The sequence below is a fragment of the Acinetobacter sp. BEC1-S18-ESBL-01 genome (genome assembly GCF_014169935.1).
Taxonomy (GTDB): Bacteria; Pseudomonadota; Gammaproteobacteria; order Pseudomonadales; family Moraxellaceae; genus Acinetobacter; species Acinetobacter pittii.
The window spans coordinates 856,640-876,166 of sequence record NZ_AP022302.1 but is presented as its reverse complement, the minus strand read 5'-3'; the positions used below and the strand labels follow the sequence as shown (position 1 = coordinate 876,166).

Below are 19,527 nucleotides of genomic sequence, written 5' to 3'. Positions count from 1 at the left end.
CCTCTATTATTGCGCACATGCCCGGGTGGTGAAATAGGTAGACACAGGGGATTTAAAATCCCCCGCCCACAAAGCGTGCCGGTTCGAGTCCGGCCCCGGGCACCATTTTCAAATATTGAATTTGGTGCTACAAAGAATCCAGCGTATGCTGGTTTTTTTATGCCTAATCAAAATGAATTTTATGATAAGAATATTATTACTCGTTTACACTACCCTTTTTATAACAAAGGTTTACGCCATAGATCTTTTCTCCGGCACCCTTTCTCTCAAAGACAACCATTGGTATTTTTCACGTTGCTCTATTACCAAAGATGATTATTTAGTTAAAGCACCCGAACAGATAATAGATAAATTTAAAACGCTGGAACAAAAACGAGAAACTTATTGGGTCAGTTTGTTAGCGGACGCAGATTATCAAGAGAATGGTGTTTTAATTTTAAAAATTAAAGAAATAGACGAAATACATTTAAAGGCATCTTGCCACTTATTAGATGCATTTGAAGATATTGAAAATCGAGAGTAATCACCACTCTCGATTCATCACCAGCTCTTCCATTTCTAGATCTAAATATCCAGCTTCCTGTGCTACCATCATCATTGCTTCAGCAATATAGTCAGCAGCACTATCATCTAAAGAAGAATCTAGATCTTCGAACTGAGGTTTCATCTCATTAATTTCAATCACAGTTTGATGAGCATATCGATAGATATCCTGCTCAGCTAAGGCAGGCTTCTGAACTTTTTTAGCAAATTGTTCAATGAGCTGCTTGAGTTCAGCGACCAAAATATCTGGATAATATTCATCATCAAACATCGGGAGAAGTAAGTCTTCGAACATACAAAAGTTTACACAACAGCAAAAACTTGCCGCTTATAACATATTTTCAAAAGAATAACGATATTTTTCCCTGACTCAATCATCTAGCTCATTAAATTAATGAGCTACTACCTGATTTTTATAAAGCCTACTTTGTTAAGCTTGTATCATCGCCTTCCAAACTAGAATTGCATCAGTCATTGCTTTGACATCATGCGCTCTAACAATAGATGCTCCTTGCTGAATACTAAGCAAATGCCCCGTAACGCTTCCTACCGCACGCTGATCTGCAGTTGCACCTTTTAATGCTTCACCAATAAAACGTTTACGAGAAAGGCCAGATAAAATCGGATAACCCATTTCACCAAGCTTCCAAAATTCTTTTAATAGTCTTAAATTTTGCTGAGCATTTTTTGCAAAACCAAACCCAGGATCAATAATAATATTATTTTTTTTCACGCCCGCATTTAAAGCTTCATTCACGCGCTGCTGGAGCTCCTCTATAACATCTAAGGTTACGTCCGTATATTGGTCTAACTGATTCATTGTAGTCGGCTCACCACGCATATGCATGATCACTACGGGTATATCCAGATCTGCTGCCGTTTTTAAAGCATTGGGACGAGTAAGCGCACGTACATCATTCCAAATATGTGCTCCTGCTTCTTTCGCTGCACGAATAACATCAGGCTGACTAGTATCAATTGATAGAACAATATTATGTTTAGCTAAAGCTTCAACTACGGGCACAACTCTTCGTATTTCTTCTTCTACGCTTACTTCAGATGCTCCTGGACGGGTAGACTCACCACCAATATCAATAATGGTAGCGCCTTGCTCTACCATGGCTAGCGCATAAGCAATCGCTTGATCTACTTGATTATGCTTTCCACCATCACTAAAAGAATCTGGTGTGACATTTAATATGCCCATAACGTGAGGCTGTGATAGATCCAACTGAAGCTGTCCACACTGTAAAATCTGTTGAGGCAAAGGCATTAGTTGCATAAAAAGCTCCAGTTTAAAATCAGGCTGTATTTTAGCAATTATCCTCTATATATAGTGTTGATTTGTTTTTAGCTTTTAACAAACTCAAGCCCATAAAAAAAGCCACATGACTGTGGCTTTTTTAATTAACTAATTATTAGTTCATTGCTGGCAATGGTGGTGGTGTAGATGGACCATCTTTTGGTGGTTCAAATGCAGCCACTGGATTTTCAGCAACATATACTTTAGGCGGTTGTGGCTCACGGCCTTCCATAATGTCACGGATTTGATCACGATCAATAGTTTCCCATTCCATCAAAGCTTTTACCATCGCATGTGCAATATCTTTATTACCTTCTAAGATATTACGTGCAACTTTATATTGCTCATCAAGAATACGACGTACTTCTTCATCAACTAACTGTTGAGTTGCTTCAGAAATCGTACGGCTTCCCACATTACCAAAGAAACCATTTTGGTTTTCATCTTCGTAAACCATTACACCCATTTTGTCAGACATACCGTACTTCGTAACCATTGCACGTGCCATTTTAGTAGCTCGCTCAAAGTCATTTGAAGCACCAGTAGATTGCTGTTGGATAAATACTTCTTCAGCAATACGACCACCAAACAAAATTGCAATTTCGTTTAGCATCTTGTCTTTATAGTGGCTAATTTGGTCTTGTTCAGGTAACTGCCAAGTTACACCTAAAGCCCAACCACGCGGCATAATCGTTACTTTATGAACAGGATCTGTACCCGGTAAAATCTCAGCAACAATCGCATGACCAGCTTCATGATAAGCAGTTGCACGACGTTCTTCTTCACGTAAAACCATCGATTTACGCTCTGGTCCCATGTAGATTTTGTCTTTTGCATCTTCAAAGTCATGCATGTCAACAGTGTTCTTATTACGGCGTGCAGCAAATAATGCAGCTTCGTTAACAAGGTTTGCCAACTGTGCACCAGAGAAACCTGGAGTACCACGAGATAGAACTTTAACATCCACACCCGTAACTGAAGGTAATTTTTTCAAATGTACATTCAGAATCTGCTCACGACCACGAATGTCAGGTAAACCCACCATTACTTGACGGTCAAAACGACCTGGACGTAATAATGCTTTATCCAAGACATCAACACGGTTCGTCGCAGCAATTACGATTACACCTTCGTTACCTTCAAAACCATCCATCTCTACGAGCATTTGATTCAAGGTTTGCTCACGCTCATCATGACCACCACCTGTACCTGAACCACGGTGACGTCCTACTGCATCAATCTCGTCAATAAAGATAATACAAGGCGCATGACGCTTCGCTTGCTCGAACATATCACGGACACGGGACGCACCCACACCCACGAACATTTCGACAAAGTCAGAACCTGAAATGCTGAAGAAAGGAACTTTAGCTTCACCAGCAATTGCTTTGGCTAATAACGTTTTACCAGTACCCGGAGGACCAACCATAAGTACGCCACGAGGAATGGTAGCGCCCAAACGTTTGAATTTTGCAGGGTCTTTTAAGAAATCTACAATTTCAACAACTTCTTGTTTTGCTTCATCACAGCCGGCAACGTCAGAAAAATTAACTTTGATTTGGTCTTCAGAAAGCATTTTTGCTTTCGACTTACCAAAACTCATCGGTCCATTTTTTCCGCCTGCACCACCACCCATGTTACGCATAAAGAACATGAATAACAGAATGATTAACAGTACAGGGAAACTAGCAATGAGAAGTTGCATCAAAATGCCTTGACGTTGAGGAGCTGTTCCCTCTACAACAACATTTTGCTTATTTAAGCTCGGCATAAGCTCAGTGTCTTCAACTTGCGGACGAACAGTTTCAAACTGTGATCCGTTAGTTTTTTCACCATTAATATTTAAACCGTCAATTGTGACTTGCTTAATTTGGCCAGCATTCACCGCTGCAACGAAATCTGAATATTTCATCGCAGTAGGCTTATTGCGGTCACTGATATTACTGAAAATTAAAATCAGAACACCAAGTATTATTAGCCACAATACGGCATTCTTGAAGTAATCGCTCAAAGCTTTATTCCCATATCGATCTAATTTGATCATGCCCAATCTTGGCTGATCGTCATAAAAACAGCAACTGTATTGCTTGCGGATAACCTAAAAGTACAAAATGCACAATTTTTAGGAGCTTGGCAAGTAAACTTTATTGCAATGCTTTCTTACGCCCTTGTCCAACCAAAAAAACTTCTTTAGAGCGCGCCCGAGAAGCTGCTGGTTTTGCTGTCTTTAACACATCAAAACTATCAACCACTTGTTTACGAAACTCATCAAATCCTGCACCCTGGAACACTTTAACCACAAACTGTCCATTAGGACCAAGAACCTTTTGAGCAAAATCTAAAGCCAGTTCACATAAGTAAATCTGTCTAGGTTGATCAACAGCCCTATTACCTGATGTATTGGGGGCCATATCAGAAATTACAATGTCTACTTGTCGCCCATTTAAAATATTTAACAATTTTTCAAATACAGCTTCTTCTCTAAAGTCGCCTTGTAAGAAAGTGACATCAGGCAAAGCATCCATGGGCAAAATATCGGAAGCAATCACTAAACCTTTGCTACCCACAAGTTTTCCAGCAATTTGAGACCAGCTACCAGGAGCTGCACCCAAATCGACTACCGTCATGCCTGGCTTGATCAACTTATATTTTTCTTGGATTTCAAGAAGTTTATATGCTGCTCGCGCACGATACCCTTCCTTTTGTGCTTTTTTTACAAAAGGATCGTCTAGATGTTCCCTCATCCACGCACGACTACTTTTCGACAATTTCTGGTTTGTAATGCGTGTTGCCATAACTCACTAAATATCAAAAAAACTTCTGATCGTTCATTGTACGTGAAAATTACTCTCATTACAGTACGGATGTAGCGTAATCTCACCAAGTTTTACAGTTTTTTTCCAATAATGTTGATCGATTATTTATACAGTTTTTCGTACATCTGAATTTAAGTTTTTTGCTATACTAAGTCGTTTTTAAAATCAGGTATTTTTAATGGCCGCTTTATCTATCCATGAACGTAAACGTTTACGTCAAATTGGTCATGTGCTTAATCCGGTTGTCATGATTGGTGGACAAGGCTTAACAGATGCTGTTATCGAAGAAACTCTTCGTGCTTTAAACGACCACGAACTTATCAAAGTTAAAGTTGCTGGTGAAGACCGTGAAGCACGTACTGCTGTAATTGATGCAATTGTAGAAGCGACTGGCGCAGAAGCTGTGCAAAAGATTGGTAAAATTGTTTTACTTTACAAAAAAGCAGCTAAGCAAAACCAGCATTTGTCTAATCTTGTTCGCCACGCTCATTTAGCAAACTAAGTTGATTTGACAAACTATGGCAAGTTACGAACTTTCAGCTTTTGATCGTTTTCATGCTGTTTCTGTTGTTGGCGCAATTGAACAGCAAGCACCGCACACCTTAAATGTCGGTTTTTGGATTCGTGATCCAAATCAACTCATTGTCTGGCCCCAAGAAGTCGCGGCTCATCCGCGTCAGGATTTTTTGTGGGAAGAAACTTGTTTCGAAATTTTTGTTGGCGTGCATGATGAAGATTATTATCGGGAAATTAACCTTTCCCCTTCTCAAGCATGGCAGTCTTATCAGTTTGAAGAATATCGCTATCCAGAAAGTATGCCTCCCCTTGCTGCTTACGATATCGAACTGAACCATCTCAAGCGTACTCATTATGGCTTAAATGTTAGTCTTGATTTGGGACAATTTATGCAACAGCATCGCTTGAAATGGGCAAACCTTTATTTAGGTTTAACTGCAGTTTTAAAAACCAAAGAAGGTATGCAGTACTATGCAATGCAGCATAGTGGAAAAAGTGCGGATTTCCATAATAAGCGTGACTGGTTACATCAGTTTTAAAAGTAAAAAAGCGAGAAATTAATTCTCGCTTTTTTTATAGCTGGCTAAAAGCTAAGATCATTAGTTATCTCGTGCTTTATTCCAAGCTTCAACTGCATTATTTTTAGTACGCTTAATACTTTCACTTAAAGAATCTTTGTGCTTCAAAGAAATCTGGCTAATATCACCTTTAAGTTCTTTACTGACTTTAGTCAAATCTTCGATAAGTGCGTTAATTTCTGCTTTCAAAGCATTTTTAAGTTCAGATAGTCCTTCTTGTGAGGTGCTAAACTGAGCTTTAATCACATCAAGACGTTGTAGAATATCTTGTTTAATTTGAACAAATTGATTTTGAATATTCTTGTTTAACTCATGAGTTTCAGCTTCAATTTTTTCTTGAGTTTCGCTTAAAACTTCTTTGACCTGCTCTTGAGTTTCAGTGATAGCTTCTTTCACCTGAGTTTTCGCTTCTGTAGCAACTTCTTTAATCTGCTCAGTTTTCTCGGCAACACTTTCTTTTACTTGCGCAGTTTTAGCAGTTGCTGTTCTTTTTGCTTTAGTTGTAGTAGCTGCTACGGTTTTTTTCACTTCATTCACCTCAGCTTTTACCGAATCAACAACTGCTTGAGCTTTCTCCCTTACATCTTTTGAAACTTGATCATTACTCATACTATTTCCTCATATTGTTTATTTTTTAACTAGCAATACAATAAATCCAGTTCTAAAAATTCAGCCAGCAAATTGTTAGACAATTTATCAAAAGTAACTGATTCGGATGAGCGGATAATTTTTTTGTAAAAATCAAGCAATGAATTATGTTTTTTAGCAGAAAATAAATAGACTTTTTAAGGTTCCATGCGTATAATACGCTGTTAAGTTACAAGCGAGCAGACCGATAGGGAGGGGCATGTTTTATCACAACATCGCCTATCTTTTTTGGGTCTACTCGCTTTTTTACAGCCGAAATTCAGGAGCTTTGGTTTGAGCACCCCCGCCATTTTAGCCCTCGCAGATGGAACGATCTTTAAAGGAACGTCAATCGGCGCAACGGGAAGTACGACTGGAGAAGTCGTTTTTAACACAGCCATGACAGGCTATCAAGAAATTTTGACTGACCCAAGTTATGCACAACAAATTGTGACATTAACTTACCCTCATATCGGAAACACTGGCTGCAACGCAGAAGACGTTGAATCTGGTCGTATCCATAAAGTATGGGCGAATGGTTTAATTATTCGTGACCTTCCTCTACTACACAGTAACTTCCGTGCTGAGCAGTCTTTGAGTGAATATTTGCAAGAACACAATGTTGTTGCAATCGCGGATATTGATACACGTAAATTAACACGTATTTTGCGTGACAAAGGTGCACAAAATGGTTGCATCCTTGCTGGCGAAAATATTACTGAAGAAGAAGCAATTGCCAAAGCTCGCGCTTTTGGTGGCTTAAACGGTTTAGACCTTGCAAAAGAATGTTGTGATCCAACTGGTTTTGAATGGTCTGAAGGTTCATGGACTCTAGGCCAAGGCTTCTCTCAACCTGAATTAAAATATCATGTAGTTGCATACGATTACGGTGTCAAAACCAACATCTTGCGTATGCTTGCAGACCGCGGTTGCAAATTAACCGTTGTACCTGCAGAAACTCCGGCTGAAAAAGTATTGGCACTTAATCCGGATGGCGTATTCCTTTCAAATGGCCCTGGCGATCCAGCTGCTTGTGATTATGCAATCGAAGCTGTAAAAACTATTGTTGAAACCACAACATTACCTGTATTTGGTATTTGCTTAGGCCACCAAATCTTGGCACTCGCTTCTGGTGCAAAAACTGTAAAAATGAACCATGGTCACCACGGTGCTAACCACCCTGTACAAAATCTTGAAGATGGTACAGTGATGATTACTTCACAAAACCATGGTTTCGCTGTAGATGCTGAAACTTTACCGGCTAACTTAAAAGCAACGCATAAATCATTGTTCGATGGCACCTTACAAGGGATTCATCGTACAGACAAACCAGCTTTCAGCTTCCAAGGTCACCCTGAAGCAAGCCCTGGTCCACATGATTGTGCCCCATTGTTCGATCATTTCATCGAACTTATCGAAGCATCTAAACAGTAATTAAGGAGCGAATAATGCCTAAACGTACGGATATTAAAAGCATCTTAATTATTGGTGCTGGCCCGATTGTGATTGGTCAGGCATGTGAGTTTGACTACTCAGGTGCTCAAGCGTGTAAAGCGCTTCGTGAAGAAGGCTACCGTGTTATTTTGGTTAACTCTAACCCAGCAACCATTATGACAGACCCTTCAATGGCTGATGCAACTTATATTGAGCCAATTACTTGGCAAACAGTTGCACAGATTATTGAAAAAGAACGTCCAGATGCAGTATTGCCAACTATGGGTGGCCAAACTGCGTTGAACTGTGCTCTTGCACTTGATGAGCACGGCGTTCTTGAGAAATATAATGTTGAATTAATTGGTGCAACTAAAGACGCAATTGAGAAAGCCGAAGATCGTAAACTCTTCGATATCGCTATGCGTAAAATTGGCTTGGAATGTCCAAAAGCTGCCATTGCTGAAACAATGGAAGAAGCTTTAGAAATCCAGTCACGCTTTGGTTTCCCGGTAATTATCCGTCCATCATTCACAATGGGTGGTTCGGGTGGCGGTATTGCATATAACCGTGAAGAATTCCTTGAGATTTGTGAACGTGGTTTTGATCTCTCTCCTACTCACCAGTTATTGATCGATGAATCTTTAATTGGTTGGAAAGAGTACGAAATGGAAGTTGTTCGTGACAAAAATGACAACTGTATTATCGTATGTGCGATCGAAAACTTCGACCCAATGGGCGTACACACTGGTGACTCAATCACTGTAGCACCAGCTCAGACATTAACTGACAAAGAATACCAATTGATGCGTAACGCTTCGGTTGCAGTTCTTCGTGAAATTGGTGTTGAGACAGGTGGTTCTAACGTTCAGTTCGGTATTAACCCGAAAGACGGCCGTATGGTTGTTATCGAGATGAACCCTCGTGTATCTCGTTCATCTGCACTTGCTTCTAAAGCAACAGGTTTCCCGATTGCTAAAATCGCAGCAAAACTTGCTGTTGGTTATACTCTTGATGAATTGAAAAATGACATCACTGGTGGCGTAACTCCTGCAAGCTTCGAACCATCAATTGACTATGTTGTAACGAAAATTCCTCGTTTTAACTTCGAGAAATTCCCGCAAGCTGAACCAGTTCTTACCACTCAGATGAAATCTGTTGGTGAAGTGATGGCAATTGGCCGTAACTTCCAAGAATCTGTACAAAAAGCATTACGTGGTCTTGAAGTTGGTGTAAGCGGTTTTGATGAAAAAATCGAAGCTGGTGCAACAAATGCAAAAGAAATTATTCTAAAAGAACTTAAAGTTCCGGGTCCTGAGCGTATCTGGTATGTAGCGGACGCTTTCCGTCATGGTTTCTCTTTAGATGAAGTTTTCGAAGCAACTAAAATTGACCGTTGGTTCCTTATTCAGATTCAAGACATCGTTAAAACTGAAGCTCAAGTGAAAACTTTAGGTTTTGGTGACTTAAACGCTGACAACATCCGTTCGTTCAAGCGTAAAGGTTTATCTGACCTTCGTATTGCTCACCTCATGGGCATTTCACAAAAGCAATTCCGTAAACAACGTTGGAACTTGGGTGTTTATCCAGTTTACAAACGTGTTGATACATGTGCAGCAGAGTTTGAGTCTGGTACTGCATACATGTATTCAACTTACGATGAAGAATGTGAAGCAAATCCATCAAACCGTGACAAGATCATGGTCATTGGTGGTGGTCCAAACCGTATTGGTCAAGGTATCGAATTTGACTACTGCTGTGTACACGCTGCATTAGCTATGCGTGAAGACGGTTACGAAACAATCATGGTGAACTGTAACCCTGAAACTGTTTCTACCGACTATGACACATCTGACCGTCTATACTTCGAGCCTGTAACACTTGAAGATGTACTTGAAATCGTACGTACAGAGAAGCCTAAAGGCGTAATCGTACAGTACGGTGGTCAAACTCCGCTTAAATTGGCACGTGCTTTAGAAGAAGCAGGTACTCCAATTATCGGTACATCACCAGATGCGATTGACCGTGCTGAAGACCGTGAACGTTTCCAACAAATGATTCAACGTTTACAGCTTCGTCAACCAAACAACAGCATTGTAAAATCTGCTGAAGAAGGTATCTCTGAAGCTGCAAAAGTAGGTTATCCGCTTGTTGTTCGCCCATCTTATGTATTAGGTGGTCGTGCAATGGAAATCGTATATAACGAAGAAGAACTTAAACGTTACCTTCGTGAAGCAGTTCAAGCATCTAATGAAGCCCCTGTTCTTCTTGACCGTTTCCTAGATGACGCAACTGAAGTTGATGTTGACTGTGTATCTGACGGTAAAGACGTTGTGATCGGCGGTATCATGCAGCATATTGAACAAGCTGGTATTCACTCAGGTGACTCTGCATGTTCGATTCCTCCTTATTCTTTATCAAAAGAAATTCAGGATGAAATGCGTCGTCAAACGATTGCGATGGCAAAAGAACTTGGCGTTGTTGGCTTGATGAACGTTCAGTTCGCTGTAAAAGGTGACGATATTTACGTTCTAGAAGTTAACCCACGTGCTTCACGTACAGTTCCATTCGTATCGAAGTGTATTGGTGATTCTTTAGCGAAAGTTGCTGCGCGTTGTATGGCAGGTCAATCTCTTGAATCTCAAGGATTTACTAAAGAAATCATTCCAACTCATTTTGCTGTGAAGGAAGCCGTTTTCCCATTCGCTAAATTCCAAGGCGTAGACCCTATGCTTGGACCTGAGATGAAATCTACAGGTGAAGTGATGGGCGTAGGTAAAACATTTGGTGAAGCATTCTATAAAGCTGTTTTAGGCTCAAATGAACGCTTACCTGGTTTACCAACTGAAGGCGAAGTAAAACATGCTTTCTTATCAGTACGTGAATCTGACAAGAAATATATCGCTGATATCGCTAAGAAATTAGTTGAATATGGCTTCAAGCTTGTTGCAACAGGTGGTACTTACCAAGTGCTTAAAGAAGCAGGTTTAGAATGTGAATCTGTAAATAAAGTTACTGAAGGTCGTCCACATATTGTTGACCGCTTGAAAAATGGTGAAATACACCTTATTGTCAATACCACTGAAGGTAAACAGGCTCAATATGACTCTGCAATGATTCGTCGTGCTGCCCTACAAGGCAAAGTGTATTACACAACGACTATCAATGGCGCAGAAGCTGTTTGCCAAGCCTTTGCTGTGAAATTGCCAATGGATGTATACCGCTTGCAAGATTTAACTGTAGGTTAATTTTTTTACCGATAAGTCCCGTCACCTTATCGGTGGCGGGATTTTTTCATTTTTTTAACTGTGTTTTCTCAACTTAAGAGGGACCGAAATGCAACGTTATCCAATGACCCCTGAAGGTAAAATCGCCTTAGAGAAAGAATTACAACATCTGAAATCTGTTGAACGTCCACGTATTACTCAAGCAATTGCTGAAGCACGTGAACATGGGGACTTAAAAGAAAATGCAGAATACCATGCTGCTCGTGAACAGCAAGGTTTCTGTGAAGGACGCATCCAAGATATCGAAGGAAAATTGGGTGCTTCACAAGTCATCGATGTTAAGGACTTAGAACAAAACGGTCGTGTTGTATTCGGTGTTACGGTAACGATTGAAAACCTTGATACTGAAGAACGCAAGACTTATAAAATTGTTGGTGATGATGAAGCTGATTTTAAAATCAATAAAATCTCAGTGAACTCACCAATCGCACGTGGCCTTTTGAGCAAGAGTGAAGGTGATGAAGTAAAAATCGTTACTCCTCAAGGCGAAGTGGAATATGAAATCGTAAGTGTAGAATATCTTTAATTTATAAATAGATATACTGAAACTATAAAACCCCTCAATTGAGGGGTTTTTTATATTTCAAACAATTATTAAAAAAGTTCACTATGCATTTTTAAAAAGCCTGATGCAAAGATTTTAAAAGCATTTAAGGCTTCAGGAAGTACCTGTTCAGGATATTCACTAGAAGCTACCCATAATGCTGCGTTCATGGCAGCCCCATTTAAAAGCACTGCTGCCGCTTCTGGGTCTACAATTTTAATTTGTTCTGCTGTCAATAGCTGTTCAACGCACTTACGAGTAGACTGCAGACATCTGTTTTGACTTGGCCAATGCGCTGGATCGCCCAGCACTGCAGGTCCATCACGTAACACAATACGCTGAAACTCAGGATTTAAAGCACTTTGAATATAGGTCTGCCCTTCAAGTAGCAATCCTTCCCAAAGATCATCAGGCTGCTCTAAATGCTGCTGGGCATATTCTGCCATCTGTGAATCAATTTGATCGACCACTGCAGCAAATAAACCACGCTTGTCACCAAAATGATGGTACAGCGCCCCACGGGTCAACCCTGCTTCTGCCGTGAGTTTATCCATTGAAGTATCTGCATAGCCATATTCAGCAAATGCACGACGTGCTACTTCAATCAGTTTCTTGCGGGTTTCCGCCATCTTTTGTTCACGAACAGACATGTATTTCACCAGCTCATCATCACAAAAAATTTTAATTGACATACGTCTCGTATGTCAATTATGTTTACATACGAGGCGTATGTGAAACCTGAGCGACATTTACTGATTGGTATTTAAATACTGAAGGAGAACAAACCTGATGAGAACTGCAATATTTCCTAAAGACCGCCATGCCTTATATGAACAGCATGGTTATTCAGCCGCAATTCAATCGAAGGATTTACTCTTTGTTTCAGGACAGGTTGGTAGCCTTGAAGATGGCTCACCTGTACCTGATTTTGAAAAACAGGTGATCCAAGCTTTTAAGAACTTAGCAGAGACACTGAAAGCAGCTGGTTGTACTTTCGATGATATTATTGATGTCACCACCTTTCATACCGATCCAGAACGGCAGTTTGAAAGCATTATGAAAGTTAAAAATCAGATCTTTACACAAAAGCCTTATCCTAATTGGACCGCTGTGGGCGTAACTTGGTTAGCAGGCTTTGATTTTGAGATTAAAGTTATTGCACGTATTCCTCATAATAATTAGTTCAAATTAGCACGCGCTTTAACATTCGATTCATTGGCTGGGCTGAGATTATGGGTTCAGCTTGAATCGCAATTCGGTATAATGGCGTATTCTCTTTTTTATATTTCCCTTATGGCTGAAAAGTTAATTGGCTCCCCTGTTCGTCATTGGTGCGAATTTGAGTTTATTTCCAAAACTGTGAGAAATCCAAATATCCATATTAAAGGAAATTATTCTTACTATTCAGCTTATTGGGATCAGGGTTTTGAACGTTGTGTCGTACGCTATTTACATGACAAGCCCTCTACTCCAGACAAGCCAATTGACCAGCTTTATATTGGTAATTTTGTTTGTTTTGGCGCTGAGTGTGTGATCATGATGGGTGGTAACCAACTTCACAGACCAGACTGGATTTCAACTTTTCCTTTTGATACTCGAAGTTTTTTGGTGGCTGGCGATACTGTAATTGCTGATGGCTGCTGGATTGGTAGCCGTGCCATGATTATGCAAGGTGTCAAACTAGGTGAAGGTGCAGTGGTCGCCACTGGAGCCGTAGTCACTAAAGATGTTCCTCCTTATGCAATTGTAGGTGGAGTGCCTGCGAAAATTATTAAATATCGCTTTCCTCAAGAACAAATCGACAAACTACTTGCTTTAAAACTTTATGATTTAGATGAGAAGCAAATTTTGAAAATACGTGAATATCTTCAAACTGACGATATTGATGCTTTATCTACACATATAGAAAATTTGCGCAATTTATAAAAATTTATCTACAAAATTTGTCGTTATAAAATCACAAATGATTACTTGCTTGAATTTAAATCGTCAAAAAATAGGTATAAAGTATTAATAAATAAGCATCATTACAATAAGGAAAATACTCATGTTATATCAACATATTCTAGTACCAATTGACGGTTCTGAAACCTCTATGGTCGCCATGAAAGAGGCCATTAAGCTGGGAAAAGCGTTAAATAGTAAAATTACAGTTGTACAAGTGATGGCACTTGATCCATTTATTGCTGATGTCTACGTAAAAACTGGCCAAACTAATGAGTTGATTGAACGTACAAGAACTTATTTGCTCGACATTTTAGAAAAAGCAAAACAAGAATTTGCCAACGAAGGCATTACTGTTGAAACCAAACTGTTGGAAGGCTTTGTTGTACACGAGGAAATCATTCAGGCTGCTCAAGACTTAAATGCAGATCTGATTGTCATGGGTTCTCATGGCCGCACGGGAGTCCGAAAACTCGTGTTGGGAAGTGTTGCACAAAAAGTTTTAGGGGAAAGCCATATTCCTGTGTTAATTGTTCGCTAAAGTGAGAATGCCTGTCTGGCTAAAGTGAGCAAGATAGGCTTCTATTTCTTAAAAGGCATAACCTCTTCACGCGATTGCTCAACCGTTATCGTTTTTTTACTTTTGAAAGCTTCCCAAGAATAATTTTTATAATTTAATTGCCATAAATAATATGGTTGCCCCACATCTTTAAATTGAATGTTTAGTATCATCCATGCCTCATCATGACAATGGGGCGATTTTTTATAATCTTGTTCTGAAAAACATGCTCGAATCATTTCTCGTGAAGAAAAAGCAATATCTTTTAGTGCGACTTGATACTTCCCATGGGGTTTAAGCTTAATAAAGTCAGCATTTTCTTCAAAACGCCCTCCTCCTGAGTAACCCGTAAACCATTTATTAACTACTGCGATTGCAAACTCATTTTTATTTAATGGATATAAAGCTGGAAAGATTTGTAATCCATCTGGTGCCAAATCATCGGTGTGAGGCTCTTTATTATGATGTTGATAATCTTTAAAGTCCCATTGATCAACTACTTTAAATTGATTATTTTGCTTCTTAACCTGAACAATTTGTGGACTTTCATCTATTAGGTAATAAATCGAATCTTGCGTATTTTTTCCCTTCCACAGGATAGCGTCACCACTGCATTTCTGTCTCAGTTGCTTGCATATCAAATCTATGTCTTGCTGAGAAGCCTTTATATTTGCAAAAGGTTGAGTTGAAATATCCTTTTCAGCATAACTCACCTGCGCCATCAAACTTAAAAGTAATACTGCTCCACTACACCATTTATTATTCTTTTGCATGTGTATTTACTCTCTAACATAAATATTAAGGCTGCCAAGCAAATTGCTTTAAGTTTACTTTACCGTTTAACAAATAGACTCCTTCAGCTTCTAGCTTTAACTGCTGAATATTTTCACCTTTTTCATTAAATTTACTTAGGCTAATTTTGCCTTGAGAATTAATCACACGATACCAAGGAACTTGATAATCAGCTTCAAGATGTTTCAAAACATAGCCCACTAATCTCGCATGTTTTGGTAATCCTGCCATACGAGCCACTTGTCCATACGTTGCAACTTTTCCGTAAGGAATCAAAGCAATGACTTCTAAAATTTGCCGATGTAGTTCATACTGAGTTGTCAAAATGGACTCCATAAAAATTGACATCATTCATATCATATAAAAAATTTTGAACAAAACTAAATGCAATCCAAGGTGGGCTTGAGGGAAATCTGCATGAAAAAAACATTACTGGTGATTACTGGCACTTTATTATGCGTTTCTTGTACTACACGCCCTCCTCTTCCTTTAGGAGAAACACCTAAAGTCTCTACAGATGGCCGCCCTATTATTCCGGTCACTTTTGTTTTTACAACCAACTCTCCAGAAGCTACAAAGTTTGATAATTATCAACAGATGCGTAAGGAAATTAAAATATTAAATAAATACTATGTAGATGATAAAAATAATAAAATTTTTAAATTTAAATTACATCGTTATATTCCTTATGAAGAGTTTTCAAAATTACATTGTGATTTAAAACAACAGATTAATCAGCCCTACCCAATTACTATTGAAACCATTCCTGCCAGTGTAAATACGTGTTTTCCGAAACGAACTGCAAGTAAAGAAGTGATTGTTTTTATTTATGATGCCTACTCAACGAAATGGAAATTTGAAGATGTAACAAGTAGAGCTTTTCGTAATAATGGCAAACCCTTTATTTTATTAGACTGGAACCGCCTCAATTATAATATTCAGGCTGGTAGCGTGCATGAAATGGGACATGTGTTTGGACTAAAACATGTTTGTGCACCAAAAGCTACAAAACGTACTCCAACAAACATCATGGCAAGCGCCGAATGGAAATTAGGAAGTGGTGGCTTAAGGAATTTAGGATTTACGCCAGTACAACTTCAAACTATTTTATCGACATACAAACTATATCCCTAAAATTTAATTTCAATATATGCTCCTAAGTTATCTTGGGTAGCGATGTAATTTTCAGGGGTCAGTGAAGATGTCATGTAAGTACTAGCTTTTAAGAGATCTTCAGCATTGACTGGATATGGCTGCCAAAATGTTTTCAAATTATTGGTGTAAATTGGATAAAGACGAAGTAAGTCTTTTGACAAGTCTAACCTTGCTATACAACCCAATGGTAAAGCATTGTGTTTTTCATATTCGCCATTGCTATTAAACACAGCATTTCCAATACCAAACACGACTGGCTTTTGGTTGATGATCTGGACAGGTTGAATAGTATGAGCACCATGACCAATGATCAAGTCAGCGCCAGCTTGGGTTAGAATCACAGCAAGCTTACTCTGCTCTTTTGTAATGGGCTTAAAGTCGACACCCCAATGGCAAATAACAATAATTTTATGTTCAGGATGAGTCAGCCTATAGCGCCCTATTTGTTCAAGCAAAACACCATTTAAACACGCGACCCCACTCTTATGACCTAAAGCATAAAAATCATAATCGAGATAGGCAGTATCTCTGTGCCAGTATCCGTTAAAAATAGCATAGCGCTTATTTTCAAAAGAGAGCTCAAAGTAGTTATGAGCATCTTTTTGGTTTACACCAGCACCAATATAAGAAATGTTAGCCTGATCCAACTGTTGTAATGTATAGGTCAGCCCACGATCCCCATAATCTTTTAGATGGTTGTTTGCCAAGGCCACATGATTAAGGTGAATATTTTTGAATGCTGCTAATGTTTGTTCAGCATCAGCTTTAAGAATAAAAGGCTTTTTATGACCTAAAGGAGATTGGTTTTCTAAAGAAAATACCGCTTCAAAGTTAGCAATATTTAAGTCATGTTCACCTAAAAAAGCTTTTATTTTTTTAAAAGAATAGTCATATCCATACTGTTGCAGAGCATCTATTTGCCCTCTAGCCTTACGTTTTTCAGTGTAGATTTCCCCAAAGTAGGTATCGCCTAGAATGTTAATAATGCCACTTGGAGCTGAGCAAACTTTAGGTCTTATAGTCTGTGCTTGAAAACAGTGATAATAAGGAATTAAGTGCTCAGCACGCTGAATATCATCTAAAAAAGAAAAGAAACCGATCGTTTGGTTTTCTTCAAAGAAAGTGAGATAAATTTTTCTAAATGAGTTTGTAAGATATAAGACCTCTACTACATGCTGTCCCATTAATGGTGTATGAGGGAGATAAGACTTTCCTTGAAAATTCAGCTCCTTTATAAAGAATAGTTCTTTTATATCATTGGGATAGCTATAAATTTTTCTGATCAATAAAAACAAATGCTTTAGTTGATTTTGGGTAGCTTCATTTTTTAAAGTTAAGTTATAGGTAGCGGCTCTTTTAGAGAAAATTAAAGATGCTTGCTCATTTGTACCACAGAGCATCTTACTTAAAGCATCTTTTACATCTGCTGCTTGAGTAAAAATTAAGAACTGCAATAACTCGGTAAATGTATAACTTTCTGATGTTTTTAAACCTAATTTTTGTTGTCCAATGTGCTTACTCATATTTTGTGGCACAACATAGACATCTTGAGCTTGTACATTTTTTTGCTGAAATTGTTCTAATGCGTAGTCGATTAGAAGTAGTTTTGAAATATCATCGTCAAATTCGAATTGCCATAAAGCTTCATCGAAACTTGTAGTGTCGATATGAGCCAATAATTTGATTTCAACGGGTTGATACTTCATGGTTCATATCCCTTGTAATCTTTTACGTAAGCGATATAACCTGATAAGTTATGCTCTTGGTCATCAATCCGTACTCGAAAACGATCATGACGAATATAAAACGCATGTAAAATTTTATCTGGCCGAGCCATATACATCGCCATTTCCGGATAAAAAAATCCTGTCGTTTGAAAATCAGCTCTAAACTCAATTAATTTTTGAAGCTCAGGCATATACGCCTGCTCAAAAAGTACTGTGCGCCCCTGCTCTTTTAAGCGGCTTACCATTTTATAAGCAGCCATTAACATTTCTAGTAAAGTCGCATAAGTCGTTTTTCGATTGCGAATAAAAATAAAATGTTTTAAATAATTATTTAAACCAAAAATAAAATATTTATCTTCAGGGCATATTTTAGTGAGTTCATTTGTACAGTAACTTAACCAATGATCATGGTATTTTTCATATCTCTTTTCAATAAAACATTCAAACATTAATTTAACAGTTTCTAATAATCTAGAATCTTGGTTAATTTGATATAACCTTAATAAAGCTAAAGCAGCTTCACCATCATAATAAATAATTCTGAATTTTTCTTTTAAATCATAATCTGGATAATTTAATACATGAGTCGTTGAGCCATTTGAATCTATTAATTTTAAAATACCATTTGCAAGTTTCTCTGCATATTTTTGATAATTAGTTTTTTGAGTAATTTCTTGATATTTAGTTAACATTAAAATAGCAGCCGCATTGGCACCTAATTTAATTTCAAATTCCCCTTCTTTACCATCAATCATGAAAGCAGTTTCTGAGTCTTTTTCTTTATAAAAGTTGGTCAGTGAATATTGGATAGCAGCATGTATCTTGGGCCAATATTCTGGTTTGCTCTGCACTTCAAATGTTTCCAGCAACGCATACACCGAGGTACAGTGGCGTACCGTATTGTAGTTACGAATATCTCGATCATAGGCAGAAAAATAGCCATAGATAAATTTGCCATTTTCTTGAATTTGATCATGCAAAAATGCCGAATTTTTTTCAATTAACGACTGAAAATGCTGTTTCTTATTGCTCGAAATCGCCCTAATACCATTCGCATCATAACCGCTCGCTAAATTAATGAATTGCCCATTTTCATAAAATGCTGCGTAGGTATCAAAAGTCCAAATGTCTTGTAGCTCTTGTAGTTTAATCTGTGGTTTAGTCGCGTTATATTTTTGCTTAATTGCATAATTCAGATTTGTTTCGTCAAAAAAGTTGGGTTTGTCATAGCTCAAACCTCGAATAATTGCCTTTCCATAAATCTCTTGCTCCAGAAAAACCACTGAACAGTGTTCATCAAATCCAATACCTTTACGGTAGTGGTTATTGTGAAATTGATGATGGACCTGCTGCTCTACTACTGTCCAAACTTGTTTCGTTAAATTATATGCAACATCAATTTTTATATAATCAACAAGTGACTCATGTGCAAACTGGTCATTAATGAAAGCTAATAATTGTATTTTTGCTTGAGAAAAGTTTGTTTTTTCACTATGCCATACGTTACATCTTTGGTCTTTAGGCCCATAAGATATAAATAAAATTGTTTCATCCTGAAAAGCGGAAGCATGTGGAGCGATATGTTCTAACCAAAGGTTCAGTTGTCTTTGGAAGTTTAAAAATGCTGTCACTCGAAATCAGTCCCTATCCGTTATTTGTTGTTCTATAAAGTTTTCAATCCATCATAGCATGAACATATAAAAAG

20 protein-coding genes, 1 tRNA gene and 1 pseudogene are annotated in these 19,527 nt (G+C 38.3%); 11 read left to right on the top strand and 11 right to left on the bottom strand.

All coding sequences use genetic code 11. The annotated features are described in order from the left end of the window. Nucleotides 1-19: 19 nt before the first annotated feature. Together H7R46_RS04180 and H7R46_RS04175 are read left to right on the top strand one after the other, a co-directional pair. Nucleotides 20-105 (top strand) — tRNA-Leu (locus H7R46_RS04180). 40 nt (nt 106-145) lie between these two features. Then, on the top strand, nt 146-523 hold the full coding sequence (locus H7R46_RS04175) for a hypothetical protein (RefSeq protein ID WP_016802917.1): 378 nt from the start codon (nt 146-148) through the stop codon (nt 521-523). Here H7R46_RS04175 and H7R46_RS04170 read toward each other — a convergent pair whose 3' ends face one another. The 4 genes from H7R46_RS04170 to rlmE all read right to left on the bottom strand — a co-directional run bounded on the left by H7R46_RS04170 (nt 524) and on the right by rlmE (nt 4,641). Beyond that, a complete protein-coding gene (locus tag H7R46_RS04170; RefSeq protein ID WP_005067609.1) occupies nt 524-838 on the bottom strand; it encodes a DUF5713 family protein in 315 nt (104 codons plus the stop codon). Nucleotides 839-973: 135 nt separating this feature from the next. After that, nucleotides 974-1,825 carry a dihydropteroate synthase gene (gene folP / locus H7R46_RS04165; RefSeq protein ID WP_005067606.1) on the bottom strand — a complete coding sequence of 284 codons (852 nt, stop codon included), beginning with the start codon at nt 1,823-1,825 and terminating at the stop codon, nt 974-976. Nucleotides 1,826-1,961: 136 nt separating this feature from the next. Continuing rightward, nucleotides 1,962-3,857 carry an ATP-dependent zinc metalloprotease FtsH gene (ftsH, locus tag H7R46_RS04160; RefSeq protein ID WP_005803954.1) on the bottom strand — a complete coding sequence of 632 codons (1,896 nt, stop codon included), beginning with the start codon at nt 3,855-3,857 and terminating at the stop codon, nt 1,962-1,964. 133 nt (nt 3,858-3,990) lie between these two features. After that, nucleotides 3,991-4,641, bottom strand: a complete 651-nt coding sequence (rlmE, locus tag H7R46_RS04155) for a 23S rRNA (uridine(2552)-2'-O)-methyltransferase RlmE (RefSeq protein ID WP_000235573.1) — start codon at nt 4,639-4,641, stop codon at nt 3,991-3,993. 199 nt (nt 4,642-4,840) lie between these two features. Here rlmE and yhbY point away from each other — a divergent pair, with 199 nt between their 5' ends. Both yhbY and H7R46_RS04145 read left to right on the top strand, forming a co-directional pair. Continuing rightward, the gene (gene yhbY, locus H7R46_RS04150; protein ID WP_002115576.1) at nt 4,841-5,164 is read left to right on the top strand and encodes a ribosome assembly RNA-binding protein YhbY; all 324 of its coding nucleotides are present in this window, start codon (nt 4,841-4,843) and stop codon (nt 5,162-5,164) included. Nucleotides 5,165-5,180: 16 nt separating this feature from the next. Next, on the top strand, nt 5,181-5,717 hold the full coding sequence (locus H7R46_RS04145; protein WP_002115550.1) for a DOMON-like domain-containing protein: 537 nt from the start codon (nt 5,181-5,183) through the stop codon (nt 5,715-5,717). A gap of 60 nt (nt 5,718-5,777) precedes the next feature. On the opposite strand, the gene H7R46_RS04140 is transcribed toward H7R46_RS04145, so the two are convergent. Next, a complete protein-coding gene (locus H7R46_RS04140) occupies nt 5,778-6,365 on the bottom strand; it encodes a hypothetical protein (protein WP_005067600.1) in 588 nt (195 codons plus the stop codon). A 29-nt stretch (nt 6,366-6,394) separates the two neighbouring features. Beyond that, nucleotides 6,395-6,541 (bottom strand): annotated as a pseudogene (locus H7R46_RS04135) (hypothetical protein); the annotation flags it as partial. 136 nt (nt 6,542-6,677) lie between these two features. Here H7R46_RS04135 and carA point away from each other — a divergent pair. The 3 genes from carA (at nt 6,678) to greA (ending at nt 11,627) form a co-directional block, all read left to right on the top strand. Then, entirely contained in the window at nt 6,678-7,817 is a 1,140-nt protein-coding gene (carA, locus tag H7R46_RS04130) for a glutamine-hydrolyzing carbamoyl-phosphate synthase small subunit (RefSeq protein ID WP_005067597.1), read from the top strand. Between the two features lie 14 nt (nt 7,818-7,831). Next, nucleotides 7,832-11,062: a carbamoyl-phosphate synthase large subunit gene (gene carB / locus H7R46_RS04125; RefSeq protein ID WP_005067595.1), complete on the top strand. Its 3,231-nt coding sequence runs from the start codon at nt 7,832-7,834 to the stop codon at nt 11,060-11,062. A gap of 88 nt (nt 11,063-11,150) precedes the next feature. Beyond that, the gene (greA, locus tag H7R46_RS04120) at nt 11,151-11,627 is read left to right on the top strand and encodes a transcription elongation factor GreA (RefSeq protein ID WP_002115570.1); all 477 of its coding nucleotides are present in this window, start codon (nt 11,151-11,153) and stop codon (nt 11,625-11,627) included. Nucleotides 11,628-11,695: 68 nt separating this feature from the next. On the opposite strand, the gene H7R46_RS04115 is transcribed toward greA, so the two are convergent. Further along, nucleotides 11,696-12,295 (bottom strand): TetR/AcrR family transcriptional regulator, encoded by a 600-nt coding sequence (locus H7R46_RS04115; protein ID WP_005067592.1) that lies wholly within the window; start codon nt 12,293-12,295, stop codon nt 11,696-11,698. 139 nt (nt 12,296-12,434) lie between these two features. Between H7R46_RS04115 and H7R46_RS04110 the strand changes: the two genes are divergently transcribed. The 3 genes from H7R46_RS04110 (at nt 12,435) to H7R46_RS04100 (ending at nt 14,130) form a co-directional block, all read left to right on the top strand. After that, nucleotides 12,435-12,827 (top strand): RidA family protein, encoded by a 393-nt coding sequence (locus H7R46_RS04110; protein WP_005067589.1) that lies wholly within the window; start codon nt 12,435-12,437, stop codon nt 12,825-12,827. Nucleotides 12,828-12,938: 111 nt separating this feature from the next. After that, the gene (locus H7R46_RS04105) at nt 12,939-13,571 is read left to right on the top strand and encodes a CatB-related O-acetyltransferase (protein WP_005067587.1); all 633 of its coding nucleotides are present in this window, start codon (nt 12,939-12,941) and stop codon (nt 13,569-13,571) included. Between the two features lie 121 nt (nt 13,572-13,692). Then, nucleotides 13,693-14,130 (top strand): universal stress protein, encoded by a 438-nt coding sequence (locus H7R46_RS04100; protein ID WP_004790445.1) that lies wholly within the window; start codon nt 13,693-13,695, stop codon nt 14,128-14,130. A gap of 41 nt (nt 14,131-14,171) precedes the next feature. Here the strand turns inward: H7R46_RS04100 and H7R46_RS04095 are convergent, their stop codons facing one another. After that, a complete protein-coding gene (locus tag H7R46_RS04095; protein ID WP_005067585.1) occupies nt 14,172-14,921 on the bottom strand; it encodes a hypothetical protein in 750 nt (249 codons plus the stop codon). A 25-nt stretch (nt 14,922-14,946) separates the two neighbouring features. Further along, complete coding sequence (locus H7R46_RS04090; RefSeq protein WP_005067582.1) at nt 14,947-15,276, bottom strand: MGMT family protein; 330 nt, start codon at nt 15,274-15,276, stop codon at nt 14,947-14,949. Nucleotides 15,277-15,357: 81 nt separating this feature from the next. On the opposite strand from H7R46_RS04090, the gene H7R46_RS04085 reads away from it, so the two are divergent. Continuing rightward, a complete protein-coding gene (locus H7R46_RS04085) occupies nt 15,358-16,074 on the top strand; it encodes a metalloprotease (RefSeq protein ID WP_182924243.1) in 717 nt (238 codons plus the stop codon). Here H7R46_RS04085 and H7R46_RS04080 read toward each other — a convergent pair. Together H7R46_RS04080 and H7R46_RS04075 are read right to left on the bottom strand one after the other, a co-directional pair. Then, entirely contained in the window at nt 16,071-17,801 is a 1,731-nt protein-coding gene (locus H7R46_RS04080; protein WP_005067580.1) for a CapA family protein, read from the bottom strand. The two genes, H7R46_RS04085 and H7R46_RS04080, sit on opposite strands and share 4 nt — an antisense overlap. Then, entirely contained in the window at nt 17,798-19,453 is a 1,656-nt protein-coding gene (locus tag H7R46_RS04075; RefSeq protein WP_032012682.1) for a poly alpha-glucosyltransferase, read from the bottom strand. Before H7R46_RS04075 ends, H7R46_RS04080 begins: the two co-directional genes overlap by 4 nt. Nucleotides 19,454-19,527 lie beyond the last annotated feature (74 nt).